General features: G+C 64.2%; 20 protein-coding genes. 15 read left to right on the top strand and 5 right to left on the bottom strand.

Annotated features, from left to right (window positions below; all coding sequences use genetic code 11):
- Nucleotides 1-182: 182 nt before the first annotated feature.
- From ACA027_RS05980 to soxZ, 3 genes are all read left to right on the top strand, one after another.
- Nucleotides 183-1,526, top strand: coding sequence for an NAD(P)/FAD-dependent oxidoreductase (locus tag ACA027_RS05980; RefSeq protein WP_370682521.1), 1,344 nt, complete (start codon nt 183-185; stop codon nt 1,524-1,526).
- A gap of 357 nt (nt 1,527-1,883) precedes the next feature.
- Nucleotides 1,884-2,384, top strand: a complete 501-nt coding sequence (locus ACA027_RS05975) for a thiosulfate oxidation carrier protein SoxY (RefSeq protein WP_370681490.1) — start codon at nt 1,884-1,886, stop codon at nt 2,382-2,384.
- A 189-nt stretch (nt 2,385-2,573) separates the two neighbouring features.
- Nucleotides 2,574-2,903, top strand: a complete 330-nt coding sequence (soxZ, locus tag ACA027_RS05970; protein WP_370681489.1) for a thiosulfate oxidation carrier complex protein SoxZ — start codon at nt 2,574-2,576, stop codon at nt 2,901-2,903.
- Between the two features lie 186 nt (nt 2,904-3,089).
- On the opposite strand, the gene ACA027_RS05965 is transcribed toward soxZ, so the two are convergent.
- Both ACA027_RS05965 and ACA027_RS05960 read right to left on the bottom strand, forming a co-directional pair.
- Nucleotides 3,090-4,166, bottom strand: coding sequence for a diguanylate cyclase domain-containing protein (locus tag ACA027_RS05965; protein ID WP_370681488.1), 1,077 nt, complete (start codon nt 4,164-4,166; stop codon nt 3,090-3,092).
- Nucleotides 4,167-4,565: 399 nt separating this feature from the next.
- Nucleotides 4,566-5,069: an outer membrane protein assembly factor BamE gene (locus tag ACA027_RS05960; protein WP_370681487.1), complete on the bottom strand. Its 504-nt coding sequence runs from the start codon at nt 5,067-5,069 to the stop codon at nt 4,566-4,568.
- 114 nt (nt 5,070-5,183) lie between these two features.
- On the opposite strand from ACA027_RS05960, the gene ACA027_RS05955 reads away from it, so the two are divergent.
- The 12 genes from ACA027_RS05955 to ACA027_RS05900 all read left to right on the top strand — a co-directional run bounded on the left by ACA027_RS05955 (nt 5,184) and on the right by ACA027_RS05900 (nt 15,950).
- Nucleotides 5,184-5,672 carry a hypothetical protein gene (locus tag ACA027_RS05955; RefSeq protein ID WP_370681486.1) on the top strand — a complete coding sequence of 163 codons (489 nt, stop codon included), beginning with the start codon at nt 5,184-5,186 and terminating at the stop codon, nt 5,670-5,672.
- A 37-nt stretch (nt 5,673-5,709) separates the two neighbouring features.
- Nucleotides 5,710-5,913, top strand: coding sequence for a DUF3460 family protein (locus ACA027_RS05950; protein ID WP_370681485.1), 204 nt, complete (start codon nt 5,710-5,712; stop codon nt 5,911-5,913).
- A gap of 88 nt (nt 5,914-6,001) precedes the next feature.
- Nucleotides 6,002-6,940: a ScpA family protein gene (locus tag ACA027_RS05945; RefSeq protein ID WP_370682520.1), complete on the top strand. Its 939-nt coding sequence runs from the start codon at nt 6,002-6,004 to the stop codon at nt 6,938-6,940.
- Between the two features lie 90 nt (nt 6,941-7,030).
- A complete protein-coding gene (gene queE, locus ACA027_RS05940; protein WP_370681484.1) occupies nt 7,031-7,669 on the top strand; it encodes a 7-carboxy-7-deazaguanine synthase in 639 nt (212 codons plus the stop codon).
- Between the two features lie 154 nt (nt 7,670-7,823).
- Nucleotides 7,824-8,192: a 6-pyruvoyl tetrahydropterin synthase family protein gene (locus tag ACA027_RS05935; RefSeq protein ID WP_370681483.1), complete on the top strand. Its 369-nt coding sequence runs from the start codon at nt 7,824-7,826 to the stop codon at nt 8,190-8,192.
- A gap of 600 nt (nt 8,193-8,792) precedes the next feature.
- A complete protein-coding gene (bioB, locus tag ACA027_RS05930) occupies nt 8,793-9,818 on the top strand; it encodes a biotin synthase BioB (protein ID WP_370681482.1) in 1,026 nt (341 codons plus the stop codon).
- 132 nt (nt 9,819-9,950) lie between these two features.
- Nucleotides 9,951-11,297, top strand: a complete 1,347-nt coding sequence (gene bioA / locus ACA027_RS05925) for an adenosylmethionine--8-amino-7-oxononanoate transaminase (protein WP_370681481.1) — start codon at nt 9,951-9,953, stop codon at nt 11,295-11,297.
- Nucleotides 11,294-12,004 carry a dethiobiotin synthase gene (bioD, locus tag ACA027_RS05920; RefSeq protein WP_370681480.1) on the top strand — a complete coding sequence of 237 codons (711 nt, stop codon included), beginning with the start codon at nt 11,294-11,296 and terminating at the stop codon, nt 12,002-12,004. The genes bioA and bioD overlap by 4 nt, the downstream gene beginning before the upstream one ends.
- Complete coding sequence (bioF, locus tag ACA027_RS05915) at nt 11,995-13,206, top strand: 8-amino-7-oxononanoate synthase (RefSeq protein ID WP_370681479.1); 1,212 nt, start codon at nt 11,995-11,997, stop codon at nt 13,204-13,206. The genes bioD and bioF overlap by 10 nt, the downstream gene beginning before the upstream one ends.
- Nucleotides 13,207-13,314: 108 nt before the next feature.
- Nucleotides 13,315-13,674 (top strand): 5-carboxymethyl-2-hydroxymuconate Delta-isomerase, encoded by a 360-nt coding sequence (locus tag ACA027_RS05910; RefSeq protein ID WP_370681478.1) that lies wholly within the window; start codon nt 13,315-13,317, stop codon nt 13,672-13,674.
- 49 nt (nt 13,675-13,723) lie between these two features.
- Nucleotides 13,724-14,416: a tRNA-uridine aminocarboxypropyltransferase gene (locus ACA027_RS05905; protein ID WP_370681477.1), complete on the top strand. Its 693-nt coding sequence runs from the start codon at nt 13,724-13,726 to the stop codon at nt 14,414-14,416.
- Nucleotides 14,417-14,495: 79 nt separating this feature from the next.
- A complete protein-coding gene (locus ACA027_RS05900; protein WP_370681476.1) occupies nt 14,496-15,950 on the top strand; it encodes a diguanylate cyclase domain-containing protein in 1,455 nt (484 codons plus the stop codon).
- Nucleotides 15,951-16,223: 273 nt separating this feature from the next.
- Here ACA027_RS05900 and ACA027_RS05895 read toward each other — a convergent pair whose 3' ends face one another.
- From ACA027_RS05895 to panC, 3 genes are all read right to left on the bottom strand, one after another.
- Entirely contained in the window at nt 16,224-16,541 is a 318-nt protein-coding gene (locus ACA027_RS05895; protein WP_370681475.1) for a hypothetical protein, read from the bottom strand.
- A 223-nt stretch (nt 16,542-16,764) separates the two neighbouring features.
- Nucleotides 16,765-17,511, bottom strand: a complete 747-nt coding sequence (locus ACA027_RS05890; protein WP_370681474.1) for a Crp/Fnr family transcriptional regulator — start codon at nt 17,509-17,511, stop codon at nt 16,765-16,767.
- 483 nt (nt 17,512-17,994) lie between these two features.
- A complete protein-coding gene (gene panC / locus ACA027_RS05885; RefSeq protein WP_370681473.1) occupies nt 17,995-18,843 on the bottom strand; it encodes a pantoate--beta-alanine ligase in 849 nt (282 codons plus the stop codon).
- Between the last annotated feature and the right edge of the window lie 24 nt (nt 18,844-18,867).

Here is an 18,867-nt window from a genome sequence, read left to right as displayed (position 1 = left end):
TGCCGGCTGAGGGAGGACTCCATGGTGCCTGTGGGCGGGAGCCGCTGCCGTCAGCCTCTGGCCGCAGCGTCCAGGCGGGCTGACGCCTTCGCCTATTGCATTGCATCGCTGCGGTGCACACACCAGGAGCCCCTATGCCAGACCACGCAACGCCTGACATCACGACCGCCGCCAACACGGCCCTGCCCCGCCGTCGCTTTTTGCTGACCCCGCCTGCACTGGCATTGGGTGCAGCCGCAGCCTCCGTGCTGCCCGCCCAGGCGGCCCCCAGCATCCTCACACCGGCCTCGCGCATTCTGCCGCGCCAGGGCAAGGGCCCGCGCATTGTGATCTGCGGCGGTGGCTGGGGCGGCATGACAGCGGCCCGCTATCTGCGCGAGCTGATCCCCAATTCCGACGTGGTGCTGCTGGAGCGCAACCCCACGTTCTGGTCTGGCCCCATGAGCAACAAATGGCTGATCGACATCGTCAACACCGATTTCGTCAACCGCGACATGCTGCACCCGGCCAACAAATACGGCTACACCTTGCTGCAGACCGAGGTCAACGGTTTTGAGCGCGACCAGAAGCTGGTGCGCACGGCCCACGGCCTGATCGAATATGACTTCCTGATTCTCTCGGGCGGCATTCGCAACGACTACGAGGCCTGGTTTGGCAACGACCAGCGCGCGATTGAATACACACGCACGCATTTCCCCAATGCCTACATCCCCAACCAGGAGATGCTGTCGCTCAAGCAGAAGGTGAAGAACTTCAAGGGCGGCACCCTGGTGATGACGCTGCCGCCCCCGCCCCACCGCTGCCCGCCCTCGCCCTACGAGCGCGCCTGTCTGATCGCCTGGCACATCAAGAAAAACAAGATTCCCGGCAAGGTGCTGATCCTGGACCCCAAGCCCAAGATCGCCCCCATCAGCATGGGCTACCAGCAGGCTTTTGAAGAGCTGTATCCGGACATCATCACCCATGTGCCCAATGCCCGCGTGCTGGAGGTCGACCCCTTCAACAAGCGCATCAAGACGGCGGCGGGCGAGTTCAAGTTCGACGACGCCATTCTCATGCCCCCCCACCAGGCGGCCGACATGGTCTGGCAGGCCGACCTGATCGGCAAGGACCCCGCCACCGGCAAGCCCACGGGCTGGGCCGATATGCACAACCGCCTCTACCACGCCAAGACCGACGACCGCGTCTACTTTGTGGGCGACCTGATGGGGGCCATCTCGCCCCAGTTCGGCCACTACCCCAAGAGCGCCCATGTGGCCAACTACATCGGCAAGATCGTGGCCAAGAACATCGCCCAGCGCGTGGCAGGCAAGGAAGTGACACCGCTGCTGCCCGACAACCTGTGCTACATGATGGTCAACGGCGACCCGCAGGAAGAGATCTCGGTCAAGTTCGAATACGAGGTGGATGCGGCCAGCGGCAATGTGATCCAGCACCAGATCGATATGGACGTGCGCACCTCCGACCTGGTGAAGGAAGACTTTGACTGGATCAACAGCAAGTTCAGTGACTTCCTGGGGATATAACCGAGACACCCCCTGAGACGCTGCGCGTCTTCCCCCTCTCTCGCTACGCGGGAGGGGGACGGCACCAGCGCCGACCAGGGGTACATGGCGGCCCTTGCGCGGTTCCCTGACGAGGGGAGCGCCAGTTTTTGAGGCTCCGGCGATATCACATTGAATTTGGGATTTCAGCAAGAGCGGGCCGAGGAAGCACAGATGCGCTTGGACATCTCTCCACAGCGCCCAGACAGCCCTTCAGGCTAGGCGCTTGCCCGCAGACAGTACCTGGGTACGGCAAGGGCGAGCAACACAGCATGAAGGGCTGTATGGGCATCTACGCACGATGCACCCACACAGTGATTTTTGAGTTTTGGAATTTTTATGAACCACACCACACGCAGAAATTGGGTGCTGGGCGCTGCGGCTTCGGGCATGGCGCTGGCCTTGCCTGGCGCCGCTCTGGCCCAGGCCTCCACGCCGGCAGGCAAGTCCCCGCTGGTAGGCCCTTTGGCCCCCAATCCCGCCGAGTTCAAGAAGGCGGTGGAGCAGTTCAGCGCCGGTAAGACGGTGGCGGCCGAAGGCCTGCAGCTGGATGTGCCCGTGCTGGCAGACAACCCCAGCGCGGTGCCGGTAAAGGTCAAGGTCACGCTGCCCATCACCGAGCAGGACTGGTGCGAGGAAATCATCGTGCTGGCCGAGCTCAATCCCTCGCCCCTGGCCTGCAAGCTGCAGTTCACCGCGCTGACCGGCACGGCCGAGGCTGCGGTGCGCATACGCCTTTCGCAGTCGCAAACCATACACGCCCTGGCCCGCATGAAAAGCGGCAAGCTGCTGGCCGCCAAGCAGGCCGTGACCGTGGCCGCCAGCGGCTGCGGTATGTGACACCACCACACCCCCTGAGTCGCTGTGCGCCTTCCCCCTCTGTTTGGCTGCGCCAAGCGCAGCCGAGGGGGACACCGCCAGCGCGGCAGGGCGGCCTTTGCGCGGCGGTTGCTGGCCTTGGCCCTCGGCCGAAACCACGCTCTGTCAATCTCATGCCCCAGACAACGGTGGCAGCAACAAGGAAGAACCATGATCAAGCCCCCCCGCATCTGGATCAGCAATGCCACGCCCAAAAAGGGTGAGCTGCTGCGCGTGCGCGCCCAGATGGAACATGTGATGGAAAGCGGTCTGCGCACCGACCCGGCCACCGGCAAGCTGCGCCCGCGCAACATCATCCAGCGCTTTGAAGCCCTGCTGGACAAGCAGCCGCTGTTTGCCTGGACACCGGGCATCTCCATTGCACAGAACCCCTATATCGAATTCACCTTTTTGGCCCGCAGCAGCGGCGAGCTGCACTTTGTCTGGCACGACGATGCCGGCCAGACACTGCGCGCGCAAAAGACGGTCACGGTCGGCTGAGCGCGGAGGCGCCGGCTTGCCCTGCCAGGTCATTGGCCGGGCTTTTTTTCGTCCACAGGAGCTGCGCGCGCCTCAGCTCCTATGGCCTGCAAACGCTGACATGGCAGGCTTGAGAAGCTCACTTTTTCAGAGTCCGCGCCCGATCCGGATGGGCGTTCAATGGGCTCGCGAGGTGAACCCGTAAGGTCATGCGCTTGAAGGCACTGCCACATCAAACGCAGGCGCATAGACCACCACACAGTTGCGGCCCTGTGCCTTAGCCTGGTAGAGGGCCTTGTCCGCACCCTCGATCAAGGTCGTGGCCTGGTCTGCATGCAACGGGAATGCCGACAAGCCGCAGGACAGACTCACCGGCAGCGACAGCCGCTCCAGCCGCCTGGGGCTTTGGGAGAAGGCCTCGCACAAGGCCTTGGCCCGCGCATGCGCCACTTCCAAGGAGGTGTCGGGGAACAGCACCAGAAATTCATCGCCGCCGTAGCGAAACACCATGTCCTGCGAGCGGCAGTACTGCAGCAGATGGCGCGCCAAAGACTGCAGCAGTTGGTCGCCTGCCGCATGGCCGTAGGTGTCGTTGGTCTGCTTGAAGTGGTCTATGTCCAGTAGCATCAGCACCAGGGAGCTGTGGCGCCCTCGGCAACCGGCCAGCAGGCGCGGCAGATGCCATTCCAGCATACGGCGGTTGAGCAAGCCGGTCAGGGCATCGCGCTCGGCCTGCTCGGCCAGGCGATCTTTCAGGGCCTGGATTTCCACCAGTTGGCCCTGCAGCAGATTGCGCTGCCGGTGCAGCAAGCTGGCACGCTGAAAGCTGTCCTGGGCAAACACGGCCAGAAAGCTGCTGAGGGTGCACATGCACAGCACCGTGGTCAGCACCGTGGTGTCCGGGCTGAAATGCAGCGGCTGTATCAGCCCCACCAACACCACCGCAGCGGCCATGACGGCCAGCACCTCCAGGCCGCCCAGCCAGCCGCGAAAGGCCAGCAAATTGATGCCCGCGCCAATGAACAAGATAAAGCTGATCCACAGCGGAAAGCCCAGTGCTGCAGCCCATATGGCAAAGCAGGCCGCATCGATCAGCATGTTCTGCACCTCTGCCCTGCTTGGGTGCGCTGCATAGCGGCCGTGCAAATACAGCAGCTGCGGGTACAGGCCAAACTGCAGCACCAGGCAAGCCCAGACCCAGGGCGCAGCCCCTGTGGCATAGAGGTGGCTGCCAATGGCCAAGCCCAGCCAGACAAAGGAGAGGCTGCGGTTTTTCCAATTCATGCGCACCGCCCAATGGACGCGGTGCGCGGCGGAAGCGCTCAAGGTGTGTGCCATGGCCTGTATGGGGATGGGGCGTGGCAGCCTGCTGCGCCAGGTGGCCTGTGCAAGCAGCTGCAAAGCAGCCGGGAAAGCTGGCTGCGCGGAACGCACCCTGCACCGACTGCCCAAGGACTCCAAAAAACAAGGCCGCCATCAGAGGCAGCCCAAACAATTTAGCCTTTAATTATAAAAAATCGTCAACCGATATAGTGCATCAATTGAACCCTGCGGTATCGCAACGTCGCTTACAGCACACAGAGCGCTTGACGCCCGGGCCGCGCGCGATCCAGAAAACCGGCCCCACCATGGCAAGGCCTTCCTGCAATGCAGACCCGCAAACCTGCATTGCTTGCCGCAAGTTCAGTGGTTGCCTTGCGGGGGCTTTTGCATGGATGCGCTGCGCAACACCTTGCCATCATCACCAAAGGTCACGGTGAAGATCATGTCGCGGTTGGGCGGATCGATCCAGTTCCAGTCCCAGTCGGTTTCTTGCTTGAGCGCAAAGCGCATGCGCTTGGCCGGCATGCCCAGCATGCGGCGCACCTGATCGTCGCTCATGCCCGGCTGGATTTGTGCAAACACATGGGGCGCCACCACCTGGCGCAGCGCGCTCATTTTTCCGTCAGCGCCGATGGTGATCATGTAGTTCTGGTGGCCCATGGGCTGGCGGTTGTATTCAAAGGTGCGGCCGCCATCCGCCTCTTTCCACACAAAGGCCGGCTCGCCAAACTGGGCGCGCACATCGGCCTCGGTGGACAGCCCCTCCTCCAGCTTGTCTATTTTTTGCTGGTCGCAACCCAGCAGGCTCAAGGCGCCCAGCGCTGCCGCCGTCAGCATGCCGCCAAGACGAGAGAAAAATTTCATGGGCATATCCCAGTGATTGCAAAAAGCCAGTCTATCGCCGCAGAAGCGCAAGATACGCTGCGATTGGGATTCCTCAAGGCATGATGACGCTCTTTTTCCTTCTCGCCAGATACTGTGCCTGACACGACTTCCTCTCCCCTGCCCGCTCTGTTTTCCACCTTCCATGGCTGCGCCGCGCAAGCCCTGCAGCAGGACGACAAATGGCTGATCATCGATCCGGTGTATGAACACATGGAGCTGCTGGCGGCCCAGCCTCTGGAACAGCTGCTGCCCCATATCCTGCAGCTGATCGAGACCTATCCCACGCTGGACTATGGCGGTCCCGGCCCTTTCGGCAGCCTGATTGAGGAGCATCCCATGGCTGCCTACACACCGGCGCTGCTGGCCTCGCTGCAGCGCCAGCCCAGCGTGCAGGTCATGGGCTGGCTGGACCGCTGCGTACGTGCCGAAGGCATGGATTTGCCCGGAGGCCCCAACCCCGTGCGCCCAGCGGAATACGCCGCCGTGCTGGAGCAGTTGGCACACCATCCCCAGGCCTCTGAGGAATGCAAGGAGTTTGCAGCAGTCTGTCTGGAAGACGCTCGCAAGGCAATCCGTCCCTGACCCGCTAAAATCATTGGCTTCACCGAGGTTTAACTACATGTATCTTTTCCGCCGCCCCGACTACCAGTCCGACACCACCCAGTTCATCAACGGCCTCAAGCAGCAAAACCCTGCGCTAGAAGCCCAGCAGCTGGCCGGTCGCGCCCTGCTGTGGGACAAGAATGTGAACCACGAAGTGGCGGCCGATTCGGCCCAGGCTGCCGTGGCGCAAAAGCCCTACGTCTACCAGACCAACAGCTGATGGCCTGGCTTGCAGTTTTGCAAGCCTTTTCGGGCGCTAAAGCAGACCACATCTGCACCGATAGCTCCTGATTCCAAAGCAGTCCATGATGCAGCGCGCCTCCGATGCCCGTGCCGACGATGCGCTGAGCGCCTCGTCCACGCCCCTGTCCGCCGACGGCCTGCCCGATGTGGTGGACCAGGTGGCTTTGGCGCGCCTGTACGGGGAGCCGCTGTTCAATCTGCCCAATGACCTCTACATCCCGCCGGATGCGCTGGAGGTCTTCCTCGAGGCCTTTGAAGGCCCGCTGGACTTGTTGCTGTATCTGATCCGCAAGCAGAACTTCAACATCCTGGACATCCCCATGGTGGATGTCACCGCCCAGTACCTGCGCTATGTGGACGAGATCCGCACACGCAATCTGGAGCTGGCGGCCGAGTACCTCTTGATGGCAGCCATGCTCATCGAGATCAAATCGCGCATGCTGCTGCCGCCCAAACAAAAAGAGGGCGAGGAAGAGGCTGAAGACCCGCGCGCCGAGCTGGTGCGCCGCCTGCTGGAGTACGAGCAGATCAAGCTGGCCGCCGGCCAGTTGGGCCAGTTGCCGCAATACGGGCGCGACTTTCTGAAGGCCCAGGTCTATATCGAGCAAAGCCTGCAGCCGCGCTTTCCGGATGTGGAGATTTCCGAGCTGCAGGCCGCGTGGCGCGATATCCTGAAGCGCACCAAGCTTGTCCAGGCCCACCGCATCACGCGCGAAGAGCTTTCGGTGCGCGAGTACATGAGCCAGATCCTCAAGCAGCTCCAAGGCCGGCGCTTTGTGGAGTTCGAGCAGATCTTCGATCCCAGCAAGGGCCGCACCGTGATGGTGGTGACCTTTATTGCCCTGCTGGAGCTGGGCAAGGAAACCCTGATCGAGATCACCCAGGCCGAGGCCTATGCGCCGATTTATGTGCGCCTGGCCTATCGTCCCATTGAGTCCGTGCTGGCCATCGCCGAAGCCGAGATCGACCCCGACCCGGGCGAAGGCGTTTTCTCGGCCGACTAAAAGCGCGCTCCTGTAGGCCGCGCCCCAGGCCCTCTTTTTTGTGTTTCGCTGCGCAGCGCGCAGCCCCTTGCTGTTCCAGCACCCACTTTTATGACTTACACCGTCAAAGAAATTTTCTACACCCTGCAAGGCGAGGGTGGCCAGGCTGGCACGCCCGCAGTTTTCTGCCGCTTTGCCGGCTGCAATCTCTGGACCGGCCGCGAGCAGGACCGCCCCAACGCTGTTTGCCAGTTCTGCGATACCGATTTCGTCGGCACCGATGGCACGCAGGGCGGCAAGTTCAGCACGGCCGATGCCCTGGCCGAGCGCATTCTTGGCCAATGGCCGGCCACCGACAGCAGCCACCGCATGGTGGTGCTCACCGGCGGCGAGCCCCTGCTGCAGGTGGACAGCGCGCTGATTGATGCCTTGCATGCACGCGGCTTTCGCATTGCCGTGGAAAGCAATGGCACGCTGGCCGCGCCCGCGGGCATTGACTGGCTGTGCATCAGCCCCAAGGCCGGCGCCGACTGGGTGCAACGCAGCGGCCAGGAACTGAAGCTGGTGTGGCCCCAACCCGGCTTTGATTTATCCGAAATTGAAGCCAGCACCCACTTTGGAAACTACTTTCTGCAGCCCATGGACAACGCCCGGCAGGCAGCCAACACCGAGGCCTGCATTGCCCAGTGCATGCAGCGCCCGGCCTGGCGCTTGAGCCTGCAGACCCACAAGCTCACCGGCATACGTTGAGACCCGCTCACACAAGCCTTGATACGTCGTAGCGAAGCCTTGTCGTACTCCTGTACTGCCTGCGGCTTCGCGCCTCGTCTCAAACGCAAATCTTCGATTTGCTGGCTCGTGTGAGCGGCTCTAATGCTGCGCCCTCGACCTCTTCGGATTTTTTATGCAATTCACCATCCACCAACGCTTTTTCTTCGATGCGGCCCACACGCTGGACCGCGCTATCGAAACCGAGAGCAGCCGCCGCATCCACGGCCACACCTACCACGCCGAAGTCAGCATCACCGGCCCCCGCCATGAAGGCAGCGGCATGGTGAGCGACCTGGGTTATCTGCGCCAGCGGCTCGATCAGCTGCGTGAGCAGCTGGACCACCGTTTTCTGGACGAGGTGGAAGGCCTGGGCAAGCCCACGCTGGAAAACCTCAGCCTGTTCATCGCCACCGCCCTGGCCGACCTGCAACCCGCCCCCAGCCGCGTGCGCGTGTGGCGCGAGGGGATTGGGGATGGGTGTGTATTGGACCTCACCCCCTGAGCCGCTTCGCGTCTTCCCCCTCTCTCTCGCTACGCGAGGGAGGGGGACGGCTCCAGCGCGGCGGGGCGGCCCTTGCGCGGAGCCCTGGCGTGGGGCTGCACCAGCGCTGCGCTAGTTCCGTGCGCTGCGCACCTAGTCTTGCTCCCTCGCCCCTGTGGGGAGAGGGTGGGGGGTGAGGGGCAGCCCCCAGAGCAAGTACCGCCCCACATCACATCCCCCCTCAAAGCGCTCGGAATTACCGGCGCTTTTTTCTTCCCCAAAACAGCCAGAGTCGGTAGCAAACACGGCCCTGCAGCTGGCATGTTTTGCAACCACCTGCTCGGGGAGCGCATCCACACCCCGAAAGACCGCAAACAGCGGCAAACCCTGTGGGTTTGAGCCGATAAAACCAGGCAGATCAGCACAAAATATCCGCAACTTAACGCCAATTTATCCAAAGTTACGGACAACCCACACCCAACAGCCCGCATCTATCCATAAAAACACACCAAAACCCTTGCCTGCAGCGCGAGCGTTCACATGGCGGTTTTGGCGTGATTTATCCCCTCTTTGGCCTGCCCACAATGCCTGGCATTCCCCCTTGATTCAGGAGCCATCGCCATGTCGCAAGCCACTACCTCCACTGCCACGCAGACCGTGCATTGGCACCCCGCTCCGGCGCCAGCCTCAACGCCATCGCAGCGCTGGTCGGTGGAGGCCATACAGGCCTTGCTGGACCTGCCCTTGATGGACCTCCTCTTCCAGGCCCAGAGCGTGCACCGCCAGCATTGGCCAGCTGACGAGATCGAGCTGGCCACGCTGCTGTCGGTCAAGACCGGAGGCTGTCCGGAGAACTGTGGTTACTGCCCGCAATCCGCCGAGTTCGACACCGGCGTCAAGGCCGAAAAACTGATGAGCGTGGAGGAAGTCACCCGCGCCGCCAAGGCCGCGCAAGACGCAGGCGCCACCCGTTTTTGCATGGGTGCGGCCTGGCGTGCCCCCAAGGACCGTGACATCGAGAAGATGAATGAACTGATTGGCGCGGTCAAAGGCCTGGGCCTGCAGACCTGCGCCACGCTGGGCATGCTGCAGCCCCACCAGGCGCAATCGCTGCGCGAGGCTGGTCTGGACTACTACAACCACAATCTGGACACCGCCCCCGAGTACTACCAGGATGTGGTCAGCACCCGCCAGTACCAGGACCGGCTGGACACCCTGGCCGCCGTGCGCGGCGCCGGCATCAGCGTGTGCTGCGGCGGCATCATCGGCATGGGGGAGGAGGTGGTACACCGCGCCGGCCTGATGGCCCAGCTGGCGAATATGGAGCCCTACCCCGAGTCCGTGCCCATCAACAGCCTGGTGCCCGTGCCCGGCACCCCGCTGGCCGACAGCGAGCCCGTGGACCCGCTGGACTTTGTACGCGTGATTGCCGTGGCCCGCATCACCATGCCCAAGGCCCGCGTGCGCCTGTCCGCCGGCCGCCAGCAGCTGGGCGAGGCCGTGCAGACCCTGTGCTTTCTGGCCGGCGCCAACTCCATCTTCTACGGCAACAAGCTGCTGGTCACCGGCAACCCCGATGTGGAGGCCGACACCCAGCTGCTGCGCAAGCTGGGCCTGCGCGGACTGCAAACCCAGGCCGCAGCCTGATTCAAGCCAAAACCGGCTCCAAGCCTTTGCCATAGCGCAGACAGCGCTTTGCTTTTGATAGCTGCACGCCGCAGCGCCGTTCCCAACCCTAGGGGCCGACAGCGCCTGCGCTGCAGGCCCGGGGAGTTTTGCATGACCACCTCTTCCCTGGCCGCCCGCAGCACGGCGGCCGTCTGGCACCCTTGCACGCCCATGAAGCGGCACGAGGCCACACCGCCCCTGGCCATAGACCGCGCTAGCGGCCCCTGGCTGTATGACACCGAGGGGCGCCGTTACCTGGACGGCATCAGCTCCTGGTGGGTGAATCTGTTTGGCCACGGCCACCCCCATATCCGCGCGGCGCTGAACGATCAGTTGGAGCGGCTGGACCACATCATGCTGGCCGGCTGCACCCATGCGCCGGTGGTGGAGCTGTCCGAGCGCCTGGCCGCCCTCACCGGCCTGGGCCACGCCAGCTATGCCAGCGACGGCGCATCGGCCACCGAAATCGCGCTGAAGATGAGCGCCCATTACTGGCGCAATAGGGGTCAGCCGGGCAAGCACCGCTTTGTCGGCCTGGCCGGTGGCTACCACGGCGAAACCGTGGGCGCGCTGTCGGTCACCGATGTGGAGATTTTCCGCAACGCCTATGCGCCGCTGACGCGGTTGTCCGCCACCGTGCCCAGCCCGGATGCGCGCCAGGCCCTGCCCGGGGAAACGGCCGCCGATGTGGCCTTGCGCGCCGCTGCGGGCCTGGAGGCCTGGCTGCAGCAGCATCATGCCGAAACCGCAGCGCTGGTCGTCGAGCCCCTGATCCAGTGCGCCGCCGGCATGGTGATGTATGACGCGGCCTATCTGCGCCAGGCCAGGCTGCTGTGTGATCGCTACCAGGTGCACCTGGTGGTGGACGAAATCGCCACCGGCTTTGGCCGCACCGGCAGCTTGTTTGCCCACCAGCAGGCCGGCATCACACCGGACTTTGTCTGCCTTTCCAAGGGCCTCACGGGCGGAACCATGGCCTTGTCGGCCGTGCTGACCACGGATGCGGTCTATGCCGCGTTCTACGGCACGGATGCGGCGCGCGCTTTTTTGCACTCCCACTCCTACACCGGCAACCCCCTGGCCTGCCGCGCCGCCCTGGCCACGCTGGAGCTGTTCGAGCAGCTGGACACCTTGCAGGCCAACCAGCAACTGGCCCAGCGCATCAGCGCCGCCCTGGCCCCTTTGAACGCCCACCCGCGCCTGCGCCACGCACGCCAGCTGGGCATGGTCTGGGCCTGGGATGTGGACACCGCCCTGCCCGACTTTGCCCAGCGTTACCACACCGCAGCCCTGCGGCATGGCCTGCTGCTGCGCCCCATAGGCCGCACGCTGTACTGCATGCCGCCTTATGTGCTGGACGATGAGGCCGTGGCCCACCTGGGCCGCGCCGCGCTGGCCGCGCTGGAAGACTGCCTGCTACAGGAACAAGAGCTGCCTGCGCAGGAGGCATCAGCATGATCGGCTGTTTTGTCACCGGAACCGACACTGGCGTGGGCAAGACCCTGGCCAGCTGCGCCCTGCTGCACGCCCTGGCGCGCCACCACCCCCGCGTGGTGGGCATGAAGGCCGTGGCCGCCGGGGCTGAGCCCGATGGGCTGGGCGGCTGGAGCAATGAAGACACGCGGGCCCTGCGCGCGGCCTCCACGCTGATCGTGCCCCATGCGCTGAGCAACCCGGTGCTGCTGCCCGACCCGGTATCGCCCCATATCGCGGCCCAGCGCGCCGGCCGCGTGGTGACGTTGGCACCCATTGTCTCGGCCTACCAACAACTTGCCACGCTGGCCGATGCCGTGGTGGTGGAAGGTGCGGGCGGTTGGCTGGTGCCGCTGTCGGACGCACCACCGGATGCCGTGCCAGCTTCAGCGGCACCCGCACTGTCCATTGCCGACCTGGCCGTGGCCCTGCAACTGCCGGTGGTGCTGGTGGTGGGTCTGAAGCTGGGCTGTCTGAACCACGCCATGCTCACCGCCATGGCCATACGGGCACAGGGGCTGACGCTGGCGGGCTGGATGGTCAGCCGCGTCGACCCGGCCATGCTGGAGCCCGAGGCCAATATCGCCTGGCTGCAGCGCAATCTGGGCGCGCCGCTGCTGGCCGATATGCCCTACCAGGCCCAGCCCGATGCCCGCCGCTGCACGGTACAGCTGCCCAAGGAATGGCAATGAACCAAGCCCTCCCCCACAGCTCCTGGCTGGCCGAATTGCCCCAACAACTGGCCGCGCTGGACACCCAGCAGCTGCGCCGTACGCGCCGCTCCGTGGCACCGCTGCAGGGGGCCCATATCCTGGTCGACGGTCAGCCGCTGCTGCAGTTTTGCAGCAACGACTACCTGGGCCTGGCCAGCCACCCTGATTTGGTGAACGCGGCCCGCGCCGGAGCCCAAGACTTTGGCGTGGGTTCCGGCGGCTCGCCCATGGTCAGCGGCCACAGCACGGCCAATGCCGCGCTGGAAGCCGACCTGGCACGCTTTGTACAACTGCCACGCGCCCTGTACTTTTATGCCGGCTTTGCCACCAATGCCAGCGTGATTCCCGCCTTGGTGGCTGCGGGCGACGCGGTGTTTTCCGATTCCCTGAACCACGCCAGCCTCATCGATGGCTGCCGGCTGTCCCGCGCCGACATCCAGCGCTACCCCCATGGCGATCTGGCCGCGCTGGATACGCTGCTGACCGCCAGCCCGGCACGGCGCAAGCTGGTGGTCAGCGACGCCGTGTTCAGCATGGATGGCAATGTGGCCGACATCCCCGGCCTGCTGGCCTTGTGCGAGCGCCATGACGCGCTGCTGATGCTGGACGACGCCCACGGCCTGGGCGTGCTGGGCCCGCAGGGGCGTGGCAGCCTGGCCGCAGCCGGCCTGACCGGCGAGCAGGCATCGCCCCGCGTGCTGTACATGGCCACGCTGAGCAAGGCAGCCGGTGTATCCGGCGCCTTTGTCGCTGGCAGCGAAGTACTGGTGGAATGGCTGCTGCAAAAAACCCGCAGCTACACCTTTGCCACCGCCGCCCCGGCCCTGCTGGCGCGGGCGCTGCAGGCCAGCCTGCGGCTGATGGAGCACGAGCCCGTGCTGCGAGCCCGGCTGCAGGCACGCATCCAACAATTGCGCGCGGGCTTGGCTCCGTTGCTGGCGCGCACGGGCTGGCGGCTGCTGCCCTCGGACACCGCCATACAGGCCCTGGTGGTGGGCGACAACGCCGCCGCCCTGGCCTTGATGGAGGGCCTGCGCCAGCGCGGCTTGTGGGTGCCTGCCATACGCCCACCCACCGTGCTCCAGGGCACGGCGCGGCTGCGCATCGCCCTGTCGGCGGCCCACACCGAGGACGATGTAGAGCTGCTGCTGGCCGCATTGACCGAGCTGGCGACTCCATAGCCCGGTTTTCCAGCAGGGGCTACGCTTGCCCTGACAATCGACCCTGGCGCAGGCGGCCAGCCCGCCTGCTGCAAGCTTGTCCTATTGCCACCATCCCAGGAGACCACCATGCCCCATTTGTTTGTGGAATACAGCAACAACCTCGTCGGCCTGAACGAGCAGGCCCTGCTCGAAAAGCTCAACGCCGTGGTCTGCGGCCACCCCACCGTGGCCGATGAAGCCGATGTGAAGGCCCGCATTGCCGCACTGTCGCAGTTCCGCATCGGCACCCAGCCGGCACATCGTGGCTTTGTCCATGTGCAACTGCGCCTGCTGGCTGGCCGCACCCCGGAAGTCAAGAAAGAACTCTCCGACGCCATCGCCGCCGTGCTGCGCGCCGAGGTGCCCCACCCCGCTGGCGTGATGGTGCAACTGAGTGCAGAAATTGCCGACATGGACAAGACCAGCTACTACAAAGATCGCCTGTAAGCCCAACAGCATTCTTCGCAGACACCGACTGCGCTGAATGCTCTTTTTCATGCGCAACCCCATACCCGGCCGCCGCGCCCATTGCCCGCAATGCCTGCGCCCCAGCACGGCCTGCATCTGCCACTGCGTGCAGCCGGTGGAGCACCGCACCCAGGTGCTGCTGCTGCAGCATCCTATGGAGGCCATGCACCCCAAGGGCACGGCACGGCTGCTGCATCTGTGCCTGCCCCACAGCCGCATGGAAGTGGCCGAGGTCTGGCCCGAGGCCGAGTTGCAAGCCCTGCTGCACGGTCGCTGGAGCGCTGCCCTGCCAGCCCCGGCGCTGACGCTGCTGCTCTACCCTCCTTCACCGCCCGACCCCAGCCTGCCGCTGCAACCACCACCGGCCTGGGAGATGGCAGATCTGGCGCGCTTGCCCGAAGGCAGCCCCCTGCGCCTGGTGGTGCTGGATGGCACCTGGCGCAAAAGCCGCAAAATGCTTTATCTGAACCCGGCCCTGCAACAGCTGCCGCGCCTGCCGCTGCGTGACCTGCCCGAAGGCAGCTACACCATACGCAAGGCCCATCTGCCCGGCCAGCTATCCACACTGGAAGCGAGCTGGGCCGCCCTGCACCAGTTGGAGCCCTCCCAGCCTGCGCTGAACGGTTTGCTGCAGGCCATGGCCACACTGCAGCAGCAATACCGTCACTGGGCCTCTGGGGATAAAAACTCGCCCCAGGACCAACTTGTCAAATTTAGTTAAACCCATTTACAAATAGACGCAATTACAGCTTCTGCGTCTACCATGGAGGGCTTGCTTCCCCAGTCTCTGCCTCTCCCGCATGACTCCCCCTCCACGCCGCGCCGTGGACGCTGCATTTCTCCCCCGAGGTTTGTACCGCCCTACCACCAATGCCTGCCTGCTGGGCCTGGGCGTATGGCTGCTGTGCCTGCTGGGCATCTATTCCAGACCCCTGGGCGATCTGGCTTTGTTCTGGCCGGCCAATGCCTTCTTGCTGGGCATGCTGGTGCGCTACCCGCACTTTGCCCACCGCAGCAGTTGGTTGGCTGCAGCACTGGGCTATGTCCTGGCCGATGCCATGGCAAGCAGCCCTCTGGAGCAAAGTCTGCTGATCAACGCTGGCAATCTGGTTTCTGTGGCGGTGGGTTATCTGGTGTTTCGCCAGATAACCCCCTCCATGCACCGGCTGCAAACGCCGGCTTCGGTGTTGTATATATTGCTGGCCCTGCTTTGCACCGCATTCACTGCGGGCCTGTTCGGCATGTATGCCGGCCCCGACCTGCTTGGCGATAGCCCGCTACGAGGCTTTGCCATGTGGTGCGGCACCGAGCTTGCGACGGGGGTTGCCGTCCTGCCCATGCTGCTGGCCTTGCCGGAATGGCGCAGGCCACACAGACAATGCCTGCAGTTGCGTCCCGCCAGGCTGCTGCCTGCCTTCACGCTGCTGCTGTCGGTCGGGCTGGGCATCGCAGTGGGTGGGCCCGGGGCGATTGCGTTTCCGGTGCCTGCACTGATGTGGTGTGCCGTCAGCTACAACCTGTTCTCAACCACCGTGCTGAGCTTTGGCGTCAGCGTCTGGTCGCTGGTGGGCCTGGCCATGGCCTTGCAGACCGGCACGCCGGAGATGGTGGACCGCGAGCTGCTGCTGTCGGTGCGCCTGGGCCTGGCGCTGATGATGCTGGCCCCCATCATGGTTGCTAGCGTCATGGTCACCAACCGCGCCCTGGCGCAGCGGCTGCGCTTGCTGGCCGACCAGGACCCGCTCACCCAGCTACCCAATCGCCGCGCATTTCTGGAGGCCGCACGCCAGACCATGCCAAGCCTGCGAAAGCAGCAGGCCTCTTGCGCTGTGCTGATGATGGACATTGACCATTTCAAGTCCGTCAATGACGGCTACGGCCATGCCACAGGGGATGCGGTGTTGGCGCAATTTGGCCAATTGCTGCGCGCCCATCTGCGCGAACAGGATTTGCTGGGTCGCATGGGCGGTGAGGAATTTGCCATCTTGCTGCCCCACACCGGTGCGCAAGAGGCCGCGACCGCCGCGCAGCGCCTGCGTGGGCAGTTCGCCGCCCTGCACATTCCCGTACCCGGACATGCCGTCCCGCTGCGCTGCACCGTCAGCATAGGCCTGGCGGTAGACCCCCACTCCAGCACCGCCTTGGATGAGCTGCTGGCTCAGGCCGACCGCGCGCTCTACCGCGCCAAGCGCCAGGGGCGCAATGTGGTGCAGCTCTTCACACCCAGCGGTTTGAAAGTGCTCCCTCCGCCATAGGCCTGGGCTGAAGCCAGGGCCATGCACAGGTAGGGGGCAAATAAACCCGTAAAAAACAGGCAAAAAAAACGCTGCCCCAAGGCAGCGTACAAACCGTGCAGAAACCGGATGCAGGAGCAGCGCACACAGCCCTTATTCATCCGGCAGGCCACACCATAAAGGCTGGCCTGACGCACGCCATGCCCGGCCATCCGGTGCATGTGTCTCGTGATTCTCAAGACGTTCTGTCGATCTCCATGCAGGCCTGCCGCCCAGGAGATCGTCAGCACACGCTTACGGCTGTTTGGCGATCTCGCCTTGCTGGGCCAGCGTATGGCTTGCGGGCAAATATTTGGCTACTGCCTCCTGGAAGGCAGGACCATTACGCAGCTGCTCATATTTGCGGTATTGCGCCGTCTCCCGCACTTGGGGATAGGCTGCGGGCGAAGGCAGAAAGCTCATGCCAGCTTGGTGCCACAGTTCCAGATCGGCCCGCACCTCGGCGCGCTGGCGCGTGGCGGCGTCGACCAATTGGGTGGTTTGAATTTCAGCGTGGGCAGCGCCCACCAGGGTCATCACGGTCGCGGCGGCGACCATCCATTGCTTGCGCATCACAGTGTCCTTTCTGACAGCAGAGCGTGCCTTTGCACGCCATGGCAAGCAGTGTCTTCCCGGAGTTCTTATGGCGTCTGTGCGTTTTCTCACGCACTGCAGCATTTTCTTCCCGCACCGGAATGCCCCACAGCCCAGGACACCACGCAAGGGCCGTCCCGCCGCGCCGGTGCCGTCCAGCGCTTTGCGAGAGAGGGGAAGATGCGAAGCGGCTCAGGGAGTACTACCTCATGTCCTCCAGCAGCACCCGCAATCCATCCACATTGGTCAGGCACAGTCCACGCCCTTCGCGACGCAACAAGCCAAGACGGGTGAGGCGCGACATTTCACGCGCCACCTCTTCGCGGCTGCTGCCCAGCAGTGCCGCCAGGCTGACCTGGGTGGGTGCGGGCTGCAGCAAGGCCTGGTTGCTCTGCACGCCCGCGCGCTCGGCCAGGGTCAGCAGCCGGGCATGCAAGCGCCCGCGCACATTGAGCGTGCCCATGTCCACCACACGGGCGACCAGGGCCCAGATCAGGCGGTTGGCCCCCTCCAGCATGGCGCGCAACATGGCGGGTTCGCGCTCCACCAGCTCCTGCACCACCTCGGCGTCCAGTGAGGCAATCAGGCTGGACTCCGCCGCTTCTGCCACCAGGTGCACGGAGGGCTGGCTGCTTGGGACATGCAGTCCGCACCACTGGCCTGGCAGCAGATCGCCCACCACCAGCTCACGCCCCTGGCTGCCGAAGTAGCGCACCCACAAACGCCCCGTGACCAACAGGTGCAAAGCACCGCTGCACAAGGCATCGGGCAGGGCCTGGCCCGGCTCCAGCAACCGCCACTGAAACTGACCCGCCAATGCCTGCAGCTTTGGCACCTCCATATGCGCCAGCAAAGGCAGATGCTGCAACACCTGCCAGGACGCAGGCAAAGGCGCCAGCGTAGGCGGTGAAACAGGCTGCAGCGCAGTGGAAGCGGAGGAGGCAGGCATGGAATGCATTGTGCATAAATGCCATGGCCTGCGTCTGTGTTCGCAGGTTTCCAAACGCACAAAGCCCCGCAAATATTGCGGGGCGAGGTCTTGGCTGGCTACACGAAAGTAGCTTTCTGTCTGAGCCTCCCATCCGGAGGCTGGCGCAGACAGGAGAGGCCCACACAGCAGCGCAGCAATCACGCCGCTGCATGGACGGGGCTCGCAACTCAGCTTTAGAACGTGCTCACAATCCCCTCGCGGCGCGCCAGTGTCTTTGCGGGATGGGATGCAAGGCGCGATACCGCAGCAATAGCCGCGCTATTGCGAGGATTCGCAACACAGTAGACCGCCCGCAAAGGCACTGGCCCGAAGGGTTGGAGCGAAATCGGGCGATTTCTTCGCGCTGTGGCTTGCTTACACCCCGGTGCAAGCTGCGCTCCATCGCTTCGAACTCCTCCCGATTGCGCTCCAACGCGCCTGCGTAGAGATCGTGAACACGCTCTAAAACTCCAGGTTGTCGATCAACCGGGTGTTGCCCAGCCTGGCCGCGCCCAGGGCCACCAGCGGCGCCTGTTGCAAGGCTGCTGCACTGGGAATCTGCAGATCACAGCGCTGGCGCACGGTGAGGTAGTCGGGCGCCCAACCCAATGCGCGCAGTTGGTCCAAAGCCTGGGTTTCCAGGTCGGCCAGGGGCATGCTGCCGCTGCGTGCGGCATGGGCCAGTTGGCGCAGCGCCTGCGACAAGGCCATGGCCTGTTCCAGCTCCATGGCACTCAGATAGCCATTGCGAGAGCTCAGCGCCAGGCCACCTGCGACGCGGGCGGTCTCTCCGGCGATGATGGTGATGGGCAGGGCAAACTGCTGCACCATGCGCTCTATCACCATCAGTTGCTGGTAGTCCTTTTTGCCGAACACGGCCACGCCACCGCCTGTGGTGGCGAACACGGCCGAGAACAGCTTCAGCACCACGGTGCAAACGCCGGTGAAGAAGCCTGGGCGGAAATGGCCTTCCAGCATGTCGGCCAGCGCTGGATCGGGGTGCAGCTTGAAGGTCTGGGCTTCGGGGTAAAGATCGGCTTCGCGCGGGGCAAAAAGAATGTCGCAGCCTGCGGCCTGTAACTGGCTGCAGTCCGCACCCCATGTGCGTGGGTAGCTATCAAAATCTTCGTGCGGCAAAAATTGCAGGCGGTTGACGAAGATGCTGGCCACGGTCACGTCGCCATGCTGGCGCGCCAGCTGCACCAGGGACAGGTGACCGGCGTGCAGATTGCCCATGGTGGGAACAAAGGCGGGACGGCCACGTTGGGCCAGCGCAGTGCGCAGCTCGGCAATGGAATGAACGATGTGCATGGAGCGGATGGTCTGATTCAGAAA

Origin of the sequence: Comamonas sp. GB3 AK4-5, from assembly GCF_041320665.1 — a bacterium.
In the GTDB taxonomy this organism is placed as follows: Bacteria; Pseudomonadota; Gammaproteobacteria; order Burkholderiales; family Burkholderiaceae_C; genus Comamonas.
This window is presented reverse-complemented; position numbering and strand designations above follow the sequence as displayed.